The organism is Phenylobacterium sp. (genome assembly GCF_036723115.1).
In the GTDB taxonomy this organism is placed as follows: domain Bacteria; phylum Pseudomonadota; class Alphaproteobacteria; order Caulobacterales; family Caulobacteraceae; genus Phenylobacterium.
Genome location: NZ_DAIMHV010000074.1, coordinates 1 through 13,984 on the forward strand (window position 1 = coordinate 1; position 13,984 = coordinate 13,984).

Consider the following 13,984-nt stretch of genomic DNA (forward strand, 5'->3'; position numbering starts at 1 on the left):
GGGCGGGCGGTGACGATCACCGAATCCACCATGGTCTGGGCGAGCGCCGGCGCCGGCGCCGGCAGGGCGGAGAGCAGGGCGGCGCACGCCGCTTTATGAAGGCGAGACATTGAAGTTTCCCCGGCCGCCCTGCGGGCGGCGCGACATGAGTCAGGACCGGTCCCGCCAGGGCGGGCCGGAGGCTATGGGCTCAGGTCGTCAGGGTCGGTGGGCCGCGGGCCGGCGGCGGAGGGGCGGCGAGGCCTCGGCCCGGCGCCAGATGCGGGCGGGCCGCGTCGTTTCGCGTGATGAGAACGGGCCAGGCCTCAGCGAGACCGGCGTCGAACAGGACGGGCGGCGAATAGACCCCGTGCCCTGCGAACAGACAGGGGTTGTGATCGGCCCGTTCCGGCGTTTCCTGCGATCCGTCGTGATCGACCTCGCCGTCGGGGGAGAGGGTGACCAGCCCGTCGGCGGTACAGAGGACGAGGGTCAGGCCCGGACGATCCCGAGGCGCCTCGAGCATGTAGCCCGCCGGCACGACGACCTTCATCGTCACGGCGACGAAGGCCATGGCGAGGAAGAGCCGGGCGGCGAGGCCGCGCAAGGGGGGGCGAGGGTCCATCAAGGGCGTGGCCTTAGGCCATGCTCGGCTGATTGTGAAGCCTGCCCTTGGACGCCTACTACTGTTGTTGCTGCTGTTGCTGGTCGTACAGCATGGCGGCGGGATTGGGCCGGCGCCGGGCGTTGCGGCTGAAGGTGGGCTGGGCGATCCGCAGGAATTCCGGCTCGGTCAGGGCCGCCCGGGCGCGGCGGACGGAGACGCCCACGGCCAGCTGGCTTTCGGCGTCGCCCTTATAGACCCCGCGCGAAGGGGGAACGTCGCTGTAATCGCGGCCGACCGCGGCGGCCACATGGCGTTCGCCGGCCATGACATTGTTGGTGGGGTCGAACCCGACCCACCTCAGGCTGGGGAGGAAGACCTCGACCCAGGCATGGGTGGCGTCCGGGTCCGAGCGATCGCCGCTCTCGCGGTCGGTGAACAGATAGCCCGACACATAGCGCGCCGGAATGCCCCAGGCGCGGCAGAGGGCGATCATGATGTGGCTGAAGTCTTGGCAGACCCCGCGCCGTTCCCTCAGGGCCTCATCGATCGGGCTGTCGGCCTCGGTGACCCCGGTCTCATAGGCGAAGGACTCATAGATGATCTCCGCGAGCGCCCGCACCGCGCTCAGCGGATCGCGGTGACGCAGGCGCTCGACGCCATGTTCGGCGGCGAAGGCGCGCAGCAGGTCGGTCTGCACGGCGAAACCGTGCTCGCGCATGAAGTCGAACTGCTCCCCCTTCACGAAATCGCTGCGCAGACGGTCCCATTCCCCCATGTCGAGGGCCTCGGGCAGGGGGACCTCAGGCTGGGTCTCCACGGCCGACCGGGCGATGATGGTCAGCCGGTCGTGGGGCTGGGGCACGTCGAAATGGTAGACCGCGTTGCCGAAGGTGTCGGCGTAGGAGAACAGCTGCGCGGCCGGATCGATCTCCAGATCGAAGCTGACTAGCCGCTGGCGCGCGCCTTTCTGAGGCTGCATCCAGACCTCCATCAGGCTTTCCCGGACGGGGGCGGCGTAGTGGTACTGGGTGACGTGGCGAACTTCGAGCAGCACGGAACTTCCTCAGGCCGGCAGGCGCATTTCGAGGGGATAGGCGACAAAGGCGTCATAGACGCCCCTGTGGATCTCGCCGCATTCGGCCAGCACGCTCTCCAGGAAGACATGTGAGCCGTCCCGCTCGATCTCGCTCATGTCGGCGTATTGCAGGCGGGCGTTGAGGCGGCCGGCCAGCCGCTCCGGCCCCACGTGGGCGGAGTCCGCGTGACGGCTCAGTTTGGAGAGGTGCGCCTCGATCTGGGCGGTGCAGAAGCGGATGGAGCGCGGGAACTCCTCATTGAGCAGCAGGAACTCCAGAATGGAGCGCGCACGGACATCGGCCGTATAGACCCGCAGATAGGGCTCAAGGGCGCAGCTCATGCGCAGGACCGCCGTCAGGGGCGCGTGGTCGAGCCGCTCGCCGCCGCGGCCAAAGCAGACCTCAAGCAGGCGTCCGATCAGCTGAGCCCGCTCCAGATGGGCGCCCAGCAGCAGGAAGCGCCAGCCCTCCCCATGGCTCATGGTGGTGTCGGCCGCCCCCTTGAACAGGTGGAGGTCGGCGATCACCTCGTGCAGGAAGCTGGAAGAGCGGGCCTCGAACCCCCGGGAGGAGTCGGCGCCCGACAGGCGCAGGTGCAGGAGATTGAGCCGCTCCCAGGTCTCGCTGGTGATCTGGTCGCGCACCTGCCGGGCGTTTTCCCGCGCCAGGGCGATGGAGGAGACCACAGACCCCGGGTCCAGCCGGTCCAGAGCCAGGCCGCGGGCGGCCTCGAAGGGCGAGTCGATCTTCTCGGCCGTCGCCTCGCCCACGGCCGAGACGCCGATGCGGGCCACCTGGGCGGAGGTTTCGGCCCGGTCCAGGGTGGCGGTGAGCATGACGTCGGCCAGGCGGGCCACATGCTCGGCCCGCTCCACATAGCGGCCGATCCAGTAGAGGCTGTCGGCGACGCGGGCCAGCATCATGGGGTGGGTGCTCCTGAATCGGCCAGCACCCAGGTGTCCTTGGAGCCGCCGCCCTGGCTGGAATTGACCACCAGAGATCCTTTGCGCAGGGCCACACGGGTGAGCGCGCCGGGGGTCACGGTGATCTTCTCGCCCGACAGAATGAACGGCCGCAGGTCCACGTGGCGGGCGTCAACCTCGCCGTCGATCAGGCAGGGCGCGGTGGAGAGCTGGATGGTGGGCTGGGCGATGTAGTTGTCCGGCTGGGCCTTCAGCGCTTCGGCGAAGGCCTGGCGTTCAGCGGCGCTGGCGTGCGGACCCACCAGCATCCCATAGCCGCCGGAGGCGCCCACCGCCTTGACCACCAGCTTGTCGAGATTGTCCAGCACATGGGCGAGCTGGCTGGGTTCGCGGCAAAGGAAGGTCTCGATATTGGGGAGGACGGGCTCCTCGCCGAGATAGTAGCGAATGATCTCCGGCACATAGGCATAGACCGCCTTGTCATCGGCGACCCCGGTGCCCGGCGCGTTACAGATCACCACCGTTCCGGCGCGATAGGCGTTGAACAGCCCGGGCACGCCCAGCGAGGAATCGCGACGGAAGGTGAGGGGGTCGATGAAGTCGTCATCCACCCGCCGATAGATCACATCGATCCGGCGCAGCCCCGTGGTGGTGCGCATATAGATCATGTTGTCGTGGGCCACGAGGTCGCGCCCCTCCACCAGGGGCACGCCCATGAGCCGGGCCAGATAAGCGTGCTCGTAATAGGCCGAATTGTAGACCCCGGGCGTCAGCACCACGACCTGCGGATTGGGCCGCCACTCGGCCATGCTGCGCAGGGTGGCCAGCAGAAGGTCGGGATATCGGTCGATCTGGCGCACGCCCGCCAGGCGGAAGGTGCCCGGGAAGGTGCGCTTGGAGGCCTCGCGGTTGGCCAGCATGTAGGACACGCCGGAGGGCACGCGAAGATTGTCCTCCAGCACGGCGAACTCACCGTCTTCCTGGCGGATCAGATCGCTGCCGCACACATTGGCATAGGCCTGGTGGGGCACGTAGAGGCCCTGCATCTCCCGCCGATAGGACGGAGCGCCCAGCACCAGCTCACGCGGAATCACCCCGTCCTTCAGGATCATTCCTTCGCCATAGATGTCGGCCAGGAACAGGTTCAGGGCCTGCAGACGCTGGATCAGACCCGCCTCGATTCGCGCCCATTCATGGGCCGGGATGATCCGCGGCAACAGGTCGGTGGGAATGATCCGCTCGGTGGAGCTCTCGGCGCCATAGACGGTGAAGGTGATGCCCTGGAGCAGGAAGAAGCGCTCCAGCGTCCTTTGCCGTTCGTCCAGTTCCCCTGGCCCCAACGCCTGGAGCCGCCGCGCCAGAGCGGCGAAGTGCGGCCGGACCGCCCCGTCGGGGGCGTGCATTTCGTCATAGGGCGGACGGCCTTGCGGGGCTCCGGCCACGTCGATGATCGTCTCGGCTGTCTGCGCTCTTGGCACGCCCTGCTCCAACACACTCACGCCTTCGAACCGCAAGCCTGGGCATTAGCCTAGAGACTGCGATCCACGCCGTCGCGCCAGAATATCGGCGCCCGCAATTTGCACAGGCGGCGCCGCAAAAGCGGTCAGAGCTTCGGGGTGACAGACGCAATCGCGCTCGCTACACGGGGAAGGCGTCGGGGGGCGAGAGGGTGTTTGCGTGGGCCGAGCCGTCTTCGCAGCCGTCGCCACGGCTGCCCTGTGCGTTCATGGCGCCGGTACGGCGATGGCCGAGCCGCGCGCCGATGTCCGCGGCGAAGTCAGCGATGATCTGCGCGAGCGCATGGTCCGCGCCATCGGCGAGGTCGAGCGCCCCATCGAGAACAGATTCCAGGCCAGACGCCGGGCCCGCGAAGCCGCCGAGGATGCGATCACCGTCCTGAGGTCTGAAGGCTACTACGCCTATGGGGTGGAAGCTGAGGTCGGCGAGGGCGACCGCCCCCGGCCCATCGTGCAGGTGACGCCCGGCCCCCGCTTCCGCATCGTCTCGCCGGCCGTCGACTGGACGGGGGAGGCGCCTGATCCAGAAACCCAGGATCGTGGGCGCGCAGCCATGCGCCTTTCGGCCGGCGAACCCGGGCGAGCGGCCGACGTGGTGGCCGCAGAAGGCCGGATCGTCGCCACTGTTCAGCAGTCGGGCTATGCCGACGCCCGCGCCGAACCCCGGGAAGTGATCGTCGACCACGCTGATTCCACCGTCCAACCGACGTTCCGGATTGCGGCCGGGGATCTCGTCCGCCTCGACGGCCTGGTGCTGGAGACCGAGGGGCGAACGAATCCGAGATGGCTCGATCAACTGCGACCCTGGGACGACGGCGCGGTCTATAATCCGCAGGATGTGGCCGAGCTTGAGCGCAGGCTGCTCGACACGGGCGTTTATGATTCCGTCGCCGTCGCCCTCTCCAACCGGGATGATGTGGACGAGGAGGGACGTCGGCGCGTGGTCGTCACCCTCGCCGACCGGGCGCCCCGGACTTTGGAACTGGGGGCCAGCTATTCCAGCAGCGAGGGCTTCGGCGTGGACGGCCGCTGGAGCCGCTACAATGTGCTGGGCCGGGCCGACACGCTGGCCGTAGTGGCGCGAGCCTCCGAACTGGACAATCGCCTGGGCGCGGACCTGACCCTGCCCCATTGGCGAAGGCCGGCCCAGACCCTGCACCTGGGCGCTGCGGCCTATCAGAACCAGACCGACGCCTATGAGGAGACCGGCGTGGGGGTGGCGGCCGATGTGCGCCGCCGCTACGGCGCCAATTCCTTCCTCACTCTGGGCGGATCGCTGGACCTGACGCGAACCGATGAGCGCGACAGCCGCACGCTCTCGCCGCTCGGCCGTGATCTTCTGATCGGAGCGGTCTTCGGCGCCGCCTCCCTGGACCGCTCCAACGATGTGCTCGACCCCACCCAGGGCTGGCGGGTCGATCTGCGGCTGGAGCCCACCTACATCGCCGGTGATGAGGCTCTGCCCTATCTGGAGGTTTCGTCTCAGGCCACCGCTTATCTGCCTCTGGACAGCCAGGGCCGCACCGTCATCGCCGGCCGCGCCCGGGTGGGTAGCCTGGTGGGCGGGTCCCTGCCGGAGGTTCCGGCCTCCCGTCGCTTCTATGCCGGCGGCGGCGGCTCGGTTCGTGGCTATGCCTATCAGGCCGTGGGGCCGCGCCTGGTCGACGGCACGCCGGCCGGCGGCCTGTCGCTGGTGGAGCTGAGCTTCGAGGCCCGGCGCAGGCTCACCGAGCGCTGGGGCGTGGTGGCCTTCGTCGATGCGGGTTCGGTGGGCGAGGCCGTGGCGCCGTCCGGCGACAATCTCAGCGTCGGGGTCGGCATCGGGGTGCGGTACGACCTGGGCTTCGGACCGATCCGCGCCGACATCGCCATCCCACTGGATTCCGACAAGCGCGATGGCGACTTCCAAGTCTATCTCAGCATCGGGCAAAGCTTTTGACGGACGCAGATCAGACTGCGCCTGAAGGCGCGCCGGAACGCGCCCCCGCACCACAGGCGCCGCGCCGCTGGCGGCGGGTCCTGGCCGTTGGCCTGGGCGGGCTCGTTCTGCTGCTCGCCCTTCTCGTGGCGGCGGTGCGGTTCGGCGCCATGGCGCCCCCCACCTCCGGACTCATCGAGGCGCGCACAGACGGCCTGGCCATCGGCCGTTTCGGCAATCTGAAGATCGAGGGGTTGAGCGGAGACCTGTTCCGGGACCTCAGCATTCGTCGCCTCACGATCGCTGACGAAGAGGGGGTCTGGCTCGAGGCGAAAAATGTCGAGCTGGAGTGGCGATACCTCGAACTCCTGCGGCGGCGCTTCCACGCTGAACGCCTGGCCGTGGAAGAGCTGCGGGTGATCCGCCGACCCACCCTGACGCCCAAGAAGGACGAGACCGGCGGCCTGCCCGTCTCTTTGATCATTGATCGCGCCGCCCTGCGCCTCATCCTCGAAGAGGGGTTCAGCTACGAGCGGGGCCTCTACGACGTCACCGCCAGTCTCGATGTTCGCCGCCGGGGCCGCGGCCAGAAGGGCGAGGTTCGCGCCGTCAGCCTGCTGCGCGAGGGCGATCGCCTGGACGCCCTTTTCGACCTGGGGCCCAATCGGCCGCTGCGGATCGACGTCAATGCGGTGGAGGCCGGTGGCGGCGCCATCGCCGGCGCCCTGGGCCTGTCGCCGCAGGCCCCCTTCAGCCTTCGGGTCGACGCCGCAGGCCGGATGCGGGAGGGCCGGTTTGAGGCGCTGGCGCGTTCGGGCGCGGCCACGCCCCTGCGGGCGGCCGGCGCCTGGACGCCGGGCGGTGGACGCGCAGCCGGGCGGCTCGACCTCTCAGCCTCCAGCCTGACGGCGGGCCTCGCCGAGCGCCTGGGCGGCGAGGTGCGGTTCCAGGCCGGCGGCGCGCAGGCGCCGGGCGACCTGCACGCCCTCAACGCCCGGTTCGAGGCTCCGAATCTCACCCTGCGCGCCACAGGCCTGGCCAATCTGGGCGAACGGCGGACAGGCCCCCAAGGCCTGAGCATCGTGGCCGAAGCGCCGCGTCTGGACCAGCTGGCGGGAGGACCGGAGGCCGGGCGTCTGCGCGTTGGCGGCCTCCTCTCCGGCTCGGGTGAGGCCTTGGCCTTCCGGGGCGAGGCCAGCCTCGAGGATTTCGCCAGCGGAGGCTATCGGCTGAGCCGCATCGCCGGCCCGCTCACCGTCCGCCGCGAACGTGGCGCCTTGGCGCTTTCGACGGAACTGGCTGGGCAAGGCGGGGCCGGGGAGGGTTATCTGGCGGCCCTGCTGGGAGCTGCGCCCCGGCTGCAAGGTCAGGTGGAGCGTTTGGCCGACGGACGTCTGCTGCTGCGCGAGGTGCGGGCGACCGGCGCGGGCCTTGCGGTGGACGCCGCCGGCGACCGCGGACTGCTGGGCCGGATGAGCTTCCGGGGGACGGCGCGGTTCTCAAATCTCGCCGCGGCGCGGGCCGGGGCCTCCGGGGCGGCCAACCTGCGGTGGTCGGCTTCGCGCGGCGGCGGCCAGGCGCCTTGGCGGATCGAGGCCGACGCCAGGGGCGAGGACCTGGCCCTTGGCCTTGCGCAGCTGGACACCCTGCTCGGCCGGGCGCCCCGGCTGGAGGCGCGAGCCGGCTTTCAGAACGGCCGCCTGAGCCTGGAGCGCGCACGCCTGGACGGCCAGTCGCTGCAGGCCACAGGCGCAGGCGCCTACGGCCCCGACGATCAGCTTGGCTTCAACCTGGACTGGAGCGCCAGCGGGCCGCTGCGGGCCGGTCCTGCGGAATTTTCCGGTCAGGCGCGGGGGCAGGGGGCGATCACCGGCTCCTTGGCCGCACCCATGCTCGATCTCCGCGCGCGCTTTGACGAGATCGACGTGCCGCGCCTGCCGTTGCGCGACGCCGAAATGGTGCTGAGCTTTGGCCGCAGCCGTCAGGCCGGGGCCGCCGGCCAGGTCGCCCTCAACGCCGACAGCCCCTATGGCCCGGCCCGGGCCCGGGCCGACTTCGCCCTGCCCCAGGGCGGGGTGGATCTCAGCGAGGTGGATGTGGCCGCCGGCGGCCTGACCCTGGCGGGCGATCTGACGCTCCGCCGGTCGACTCCGTCGAGGGCGGACATGACGCTCGCCGTGGGGCCTGGCGCCTTCCTGGAGCGCGGCCAGGCTCAAGGCCGGCTGGTGATCGTCGACCAGAGGGACGGCCCTGTGGCGGAACTCGACCTCACGGGCCGAGACGTGGTCCCCGTGGGCAGCCAGGTGGCCATTGTCTCCGGACGCCTGCGCGCGCGCGGGCCAGTGGATCAGCTGGCCTATGAGGTCACCGCCGACGGGGGCTATGGCGGTGAGCGCTGGAATCTGACGGGGACCGGCGCCTTGGCCGAGGCCGAGGCGGCGCGCACCCTCACCTTCATGGGGCGCGGCGGCTATGGCGGCCGGAGCCTCGCCACCCAGGGGCCGGCGATCCTCCGCTTCGGGGGCGGCGAGCGTAGCGCCCAGCTGGCCCTGGTGGCGGCGGATGGCGGCCTGATCGAACTGGACGGGCGGCTGGCCGGCGTCCGCGCCGATGTGGAGATGCGCATCCGCAATCTCGGCCTGGATCTGGTCAATCCCGACCTCGCCGGCCGGGTCAACGCCAACCTCACCCTGGCCGGTCGGGGAGAGCAGCTGGAGGGCGTGCTCTCGGCCCGGCTGGCCGACGCCCGAGGAAAGGGATCGCCTCGCGCCCAGGGCCTGGACATGGCTGTCGACGCCACCCTGGACGACGCCATCATCCGCCTGGACGCCCGGGCGTCGAATGAGCAGGGCTTGCAGGCCGAACTGGACCTCGCCCTTCCGGCCGCCGCCTCGGCCCAGCCCTTCCGGCTGGCGGTGGATCGCCGGCGCCCCGTCCAGGGCCGCCTGATCGCCAACGGGGAGATACGGCCCCTGTGGGACCTCCTGATTGACGGCGACCGGTCGCTCTCCGGCCTGGTTCGGATCAGCGGACGCCTGTCGGGGACCCTGGCCGATCCCGTGCTGAGCGGCCAGGCCCAGATGCAGAATGGTCGCTTCCACGACGCCCCCACAGGTCTGACCCTGGAGCAGATCGGGGTCGAGGCCACCTTGGCCGAGCGCGTCATCGAGGTAGGGCAGGCGCGGGCGGTGGACGGCTCGGGCGGTCGCGTGGACGGGGCGGGTCAGATCAGCCTCTATCGCGGCGGCGTCTCGGGCTTCCGCCTGCGCCTGGACGGCTTCCGTCTGATCGACAACGACATCGCTCAGGCCGACGCCACGGGCGAGGTGACCATCAACCGCAACGCCGAGGGGCGCGTGCGGCTGTCAGGGGCCCTGAACATCGACGAGGCCGAGGTCGCCGCCGATCCGCCGACGCCTTCCGGTGTGGTCACCATGGCGGTGGTGGAGCGCAATCGTCCTCTCGACCTGGACCTGCGCCAGAATCTCCGCGCCGAGCAGCGGCGGGGAGAGGGGTGGGCGCTTGACGTGTCCCTAAACGCCCCCCGGAGCATCTTCATCCGTGGTCGCGGGCTCGATGTGGAAATGTCTCTGGAGGCAAGGGTTTCCGGCTCAACCTCCAGACCCAATCTGAGCGGCGTGGCCCGCGTCGTGCGTGGCGACTACGACTTCGCCGGCAAGCGGTTCGAATTCGACAACCGGGGCACGGTGCAACTCTCCACCTCGCCCCAGAACATCCGCCTGGACCTGACGGCCACCCGGGACGACCCGGCGCTGACGGCGGTCATCCGCGTGAACGGCACCGCCGCCCAGCCGCGCATCACCCTGACGTCGAACCCGGTCCTGCCGGACGACGAGGTGCTGTCCCAGGTGCTGTTCGGGCGTTCAGCCTCGCAGCTGTCGGGCATTGAGGCTGCGCAACTGGCTTCGGCCCTTTCGTCCCTGGCCGGGGGCGGCGGCTTTGACGTGGTGGGCAACCTGCGGGAGTTCGCGGGCCTGGACCGGCTGAGCCTGGGCGGCGACGAGGCCTCCGGCGTCACCGTGGCCGGCGGCAAGTACCTGACCGACGACGTCTATCTGGAAATCATCGGCGGCGGCCGCGACGGGGCGACGGCCCAGGTGGAGTGGCAGGTGCGTCGCAACCTGTCGATCATTTCGCGCCTCACCGGCCAGGGTGACAGCCGCCTGGCGGTGCGCTGGCGGCGGGATTACTGAGCCAAGGCCCCGGAGGCCGGAGGCGGAGCCTTCAGTGTCCGACGCGAGGCCTCAGGGTGTAGTGGTCGCCGTGAAAAGTCTCGAACAGCACCGCGGCCTGCGGGTGGGCCACCGGCTCGCCGGTGTCGTCCGGCAGCAGGTTCTGCTCTGAAACATAGGCCACGTAAGCGCTTTCGGCGTTCTCGGCCAGCAGGTGGTAAAAGGGCTGATCCTTGCGCGGCCGCACATTGGGCGGGATCGACAGCCACCATTCCTCGGTGTTGGCGAACTCAGGATCGACGTCGAAGATCACGCCGCGAAACGGAAAAATCCGATGCCGGACGACCTGACCAATGGCGTATTTGGCGTGTCGCGTTTCCATAGCAGGGTTTTATGCACCATCTTTCCTGACCGGGAGGTGAACGTAGTCAACCCTGTGACAGGCGCAAGACGACGCCTTCCGGTGCGCGAAGCCCCTTGCTACAGTCGCCTGCTGAACGAGCGCGCCGACAGTTTCGGCGGGCTGCGAGGGGTTTGAACTATGTCTGAGGCGCCGAGAGCGCCCGACGCCCGAATGCGTGCGCGGGAGAGGTCTGGTCGAGAAGCGCCGTGCTACGCCGCGCTCGACCTGGGCACGAACAATTGCCGCCTCCTGATCGCCACGCCGGCCGCCAGCGGCTTTCGGGTCGTGGAGGCCTATTCCCGCATTGTCCGCCTGGGTGAGGGCCTGTCCCAGACGGGGCGGTTGTCGGATGCGGCCATGGACCGGGCGCTGGCCGCCCTCTCGGTGAGCGCCGAAAAGGTCCGCCGCCGCCGGGTGGTCAAGCTGCGCGCCGTGGCCACCCAGGCCTGCCGCTCGGCGGAAAATGGTGAGGCCTTCATCGACCGGGTCGCCCGGGAGACGGGGCTGAATCTTCAGGTCATCACGCCGCGCGAGGAAGCGCGGCTGTCGGTGGCCGGCTGCCTGGGCCTGCTGGACCGGGAGGCGGCGGCGGCCCTGGTGGTGGATGTGGGCGGCGGCTCGACCGAAATGTCCTGGGTCGACCTGTCCGAGGGCAAGGTGGAGACCGACCGCATTCCGCCCATCCGCGCCTGGCTCTCCATTCCCATCGGCGTCGTCACCCTGGCTGAGCGCTTTCCGGAAGGGGACTGCCCCACGGACTCCTGGTTCCGCGCCATGGTCGATGCGGTGAAGACCGAAATCACCGCCTTCAAGCGGGCTGAGCCCCTGCGTCCCGTTTTTGAATCCGACCAGGCCCATCTCATCGGCACCTCGGGAGCCATCACCAGCCTGGCGGGCATGCATCTGCGCCTGGATCGCTATGACCGGTCCCGGGTGGATGGCATCTGGATGAGCCGGCAGGAATGCGACGCCGCGGCCAAGATGCTGTTGGCGCTCAGCCCGGCTGAACGGGCGCGACAACCCTGCATCGGCCCTGACCGAGCGGATCTGGTTCTGGCCGGCGCGGCCATTCTCCAGGCGGTGCAGGAGGTCTGGCCCTGTTCGCGGGTGCGCGTGGCCGACCGTGGACTTCGCGAAGGGGTGCTGATGTCGCTCATGTCCGACAGGGGGGTGCGGCGCCGCCGTCGGCGGGGTCCTCGTCGCCGTCGCAGCAACGCCAACCGGGGAGCCGAGGCATGAGCGAAGACCCGCCGCCGCGCAAGCGCATGGTCCGCCTTCCCAGCGGCGGCAGCGCCGAGGCGCGCAGCGCGCCGGCTCGGCTGAAGACCGCCAAGCAGCGCACGGCCTCCTCCCAGGCCTGGCTCGAACGCCAGATCAACGACCCCTTCGCCGCCCGGGCCCGCGCCCACGGCTATCGGTCCCGCGCGGCCTACAAGCTTGCCGAGATTGACGACCGCTTCGGCTTTCTGAAGCCGGGCATCAAGGTGATCGACCTGGGCGTGGCGCCGGGGGGGTGGACCCAGGTGGCCATCGAGCGCGGGGTGACGGATATCGCTGCGGTGGACCTGCTGCCGGTCGATCCCCTTCCGCCGGCTCACATTCTGCAGATGGACTTCACCGACCCGGCCTGCGGCCCTGCGCTGATCGAGCTGCTGGGCGGTCCCCCCGATCTCGTCCTCTCGGACATGGCGCCGAACACTGTGGGCCACCGCCAGACCGACCACCTGCGGATCATCGGACTGATCGAGATCGCCGTGGACTTCGCCCGCGGCGTGCTGAAGCCGGGCGGCGCCTTCGTCACCAAGGCGTTCCAGGGGGGCGAGGTGGGCGATCTCATGGGCGACCTGAAACGCGACTTCACCCAGGTGCGGAACGTCAAACCCAAGGCCAGCCGCGCGGACTCTTCGGAGACCTACATCGTGGCCACGGGCTTCAAAGGTCGCTTGCCGTCATCGCCGCCAGCTTGAGGACGGTGTTCCAGTTCCGGCCCGTGCCGCGAACACCGAGCTTCCGCTCGATGAGGGCGTTGTCGAGCTTGGACGCGCCCATGCCGTCGCGATAGGCGACAAAGAGATCGCAACCGACAAGCTCGACGGCCTCCTGGCCCGGGATGGCTGCACGCAGGGCGTCCACGGCGCCCAAGGCGGGCGCGGCGGCGAGCGGCATGGCCAGAAGGGCGTTGGGTCGCTCTCTGGCCATGTCGGGGAAGGGATTGGCCGCGATCATCGCCGCCCAGGCTTGAGGCGAACGGGTGATGACCAGCGTCTTCAGTCCAAGCTGCGCCTCCAGTTCAGCTTGCAGGCGCGGCCCCGGCTCCGGGTGATCGGGCGCGTCGAAGACCAGGTTGCCGCTGGCCAGCAGGGTCTGCGGATCACCGAACCCCAGGGCCGTCGCCATCGCTCGCAGCTCGGCCATGGGCAGCCTGCCGGCGCCGGCGACATTGACGGCGCGAAGCAGAGCGATGTGGCGTGGCATAGGGGTCGCCTTTCGTTGTCGGTCGGCTGCGGCGGCAAAACATATCACCTGATCGCGCCCGCGCCCCTTGCCCCCACCCACAGCGACGGCTTATACGCGGCCCGCAAAACGGAGAGTCTCATGGAGATTCGCGAAGGGCTCACCTTCGACGATGTTTTGCTCGAACCCGGTCCGTCCGAGGTCATGCCCACCCAGGTGGATACGACCACGCGGCTCACGCGCGACATCAAGCTGAACATTCCCATCGTGTCCTCAGCCATGGACACGGTCACCGAAAGCCGGCTGGCCATCGCCATGGCCCAGGCTGGCGGCCTGGGCGTCCTGCACCGGAACTTCACGGTGGAGGAACAGGCTGAGCAGGTGCGGGAGGTGAAGCGCTACGAAAGCGGCATGGTCATCAATCCGCTGACCATCCACCCGGACACCACCCTGGGCGAGGTCCGCCAGATCAAGGCGCGGCGGCGCATCTCCGGCTTTCCGGTGGTGGAGCCGAACACCGGCAAGCTGGTCGGCATCCTGACCAACCGGGACATGCGCTTCGAGGCCGGCGACGACGTGCCCGCCAGAGCCGTGATGACCAAGGACAACCTGATCACCGTCAAGGAAGGCGTCGATCAGGCCGAGGCGCACGAACTGCTCCGCCGTAACAAGATCGAGCGGATCATCGTCGTCGACGACGCCTATCGCGCCGTGGGCCTGATCACGGTCAAGGACATCGAGAAGTCCCAGGCCCACCCCCTGGCGGCCAAGGACGGCCAGGGGCGTCTGCTGGTCGGCGCGGCCTCCACGGTGGGGGACGCGGGCTTTGAACGCTCCATGGCCCTGGTGGACGCCGGCGTGGACGTGGTGGTGATCGACACCGCCCACGGCCACAACGCCGACGTGGCCCGCGC

The 13,984-nt window shown here is 69.6% G+C and carries 11 protein-coding genes; 5 read left to right on the forward strand and 6 right to left on the reverse strand.

Annotation, left to right across the window (positions count from 1 at the left end):
• Positions 1-190: 190 nt before the first annotated feature.
• From V7D28_RS09160 to V7D28_RS09175, 4 genes are read right to left on the reverse strand one after another with little or no spacing between them, the layout of a single operon-like run.
• Entirely contained in the window at positions 191-604 is a 414-nt protein-coding gene (locus tag V7D28_RS09160; RefSeq protein WP_333587075.1) for a DUF2946 family protein, read from the reverse strand.
• A gap of 58 nt (positions 605-662) precedes the next feature.
• Entirely contained in the window at positions 663-1,640 is a 978-nt protein-coding gene (locus V7D28_RS09165; protein ID WP_333587076.1) for a transglutaminase family protein, read from the reverse strand.
• Between the two features lie 9 nt (positions 1,641-1,649).
• A complete protein-coding gene (locus tag V7D28_RS09170; protein ID WP_333587077.1) occupies positions 1,650-2,585 on the reverse strand; it encodes an alpha-E domain-containing protein in 936 nt (311 codons plus the stop codon).
• Complete coding sequence (locus V7D28_RS09175) at positions 2,582-3,988, reverse strand: circularly permuted type 2 ATP-grasp protein (protein WP_333587085.1); 1,407 nt, start codon at positions 3,986-3,988, stop codon at positions 2,582-2,584. Before V7D28_RS09175 ends, V7D28_RS09170 begins: the two co-directional genes overlap by 4 nt.
• A gap of 340 nt (positions 3,989-4,328) precedes the next feature.
• Between V7D28_RS09175 and V7D28_RS09180 the strand changes: the two genes are divergently transcribed.
• Entirely contained in the window at positions 4,329-6,041 is a 1,713-nt protein-coding gene (locus tag V7D28_RS09180; RefSeq protein ID WP_333587078.1) for an autotransporter assembly complex protein TamA, read from the forward strand.
• On the forward strand, positions 6,038-10,234 hold the full coding sequence (locus V7D28_RS09185) for a translocation/assembly module TamB domain-containing protein (RefSeq protein ID WP_333587079.1): 4,197 nt from the start codon (positions 6,038-6,040) through the stop codon (positions 10,232-10,234). Before V7D28_RS09180 ends, V7D28_RS09185 begins: the two co-directional genes overlap by 4 nt.
• A gap of 31 nt (positions 10,235-10,265) precedes the next feature.
• Here V7D28_RS09185 and hspQ read toward each other — a convergent pair whose 3' ends face one another.
• The gene (gene hspQ, locus V7D28_RS09190) at positions 10,266-10,595 is read right to left on the reverse strand and encodes a heat shock protein HspQ (RefSeq protein ID WP_333587080.1); all 330 of its coding nucleotides are present in this window, start codon (positions 10,593-10,595) and stop codon (positions 10,266-10,268) included.
• 159 nt (positions 10,596-10,754) lie between these two features.
• Here hspQ and V7D28_RS09195 point away from each other — a divergent pair, with 159 nt between their 5' ends.
• Positions 10,755-11,855 (forward strand): Ppx/GppA phosphatase family protein, encoded by a 1,101-nt coding sequence (locus V7D28_RS09195; RefSeq protein ID WP_333587081.1) that lies wholly within the window; start codon positions 10,755-10,757, stop codon positions 11,853-11,855.
• The gene (locus V7D28_RS09200) at positions 11,852-12,583 is read left to right on the forward strand and encodes an RlmE family RNA methyltransferase (RefSeq protein WP_333587082.1); all 732 of its coding nucleotides are present in this window, start codon (positions 11,852-11,854) and stop codon (positions 12,581-12,583) included. The genes V7D28_RS09195 and V7D28_RS09200 overlap by 4 nt, the downstream gene beginning before the upstream one ends.
• Here the strand turns inward: V7D28_RS09200 and V7D28_RS09205 are convergent.
• Positions 12,549-13,172: a DUF1697 domain-containing protein gene (locus V7D28_RS09205; RefSeq protein WP_333587083.1), complete on the reverse strand. Its 624-nt coding sequence runs from the start codon at positions 13,170-13,172 to the stop codon at positions 12,549-12,551. The genes V7D28_RS09200 and V7D28_RS09205 overlap by 35 nt on opposite strands.
• 39 nt (positions 13,173-13,211) lie before the next feature.
• On the opposite strand from V7D28_RS09205, the gene guaB reads away from it, so the two are divergent.
• Positions 13,212-13,984, forward strand: a 773-nt coding sequence (gene guaB / locus V7D28_RS09210) for an IMP dehydrogenase (RefSeq protein WP_333587084.1), incomplete at its 3' end; no start/stop codon positions are given.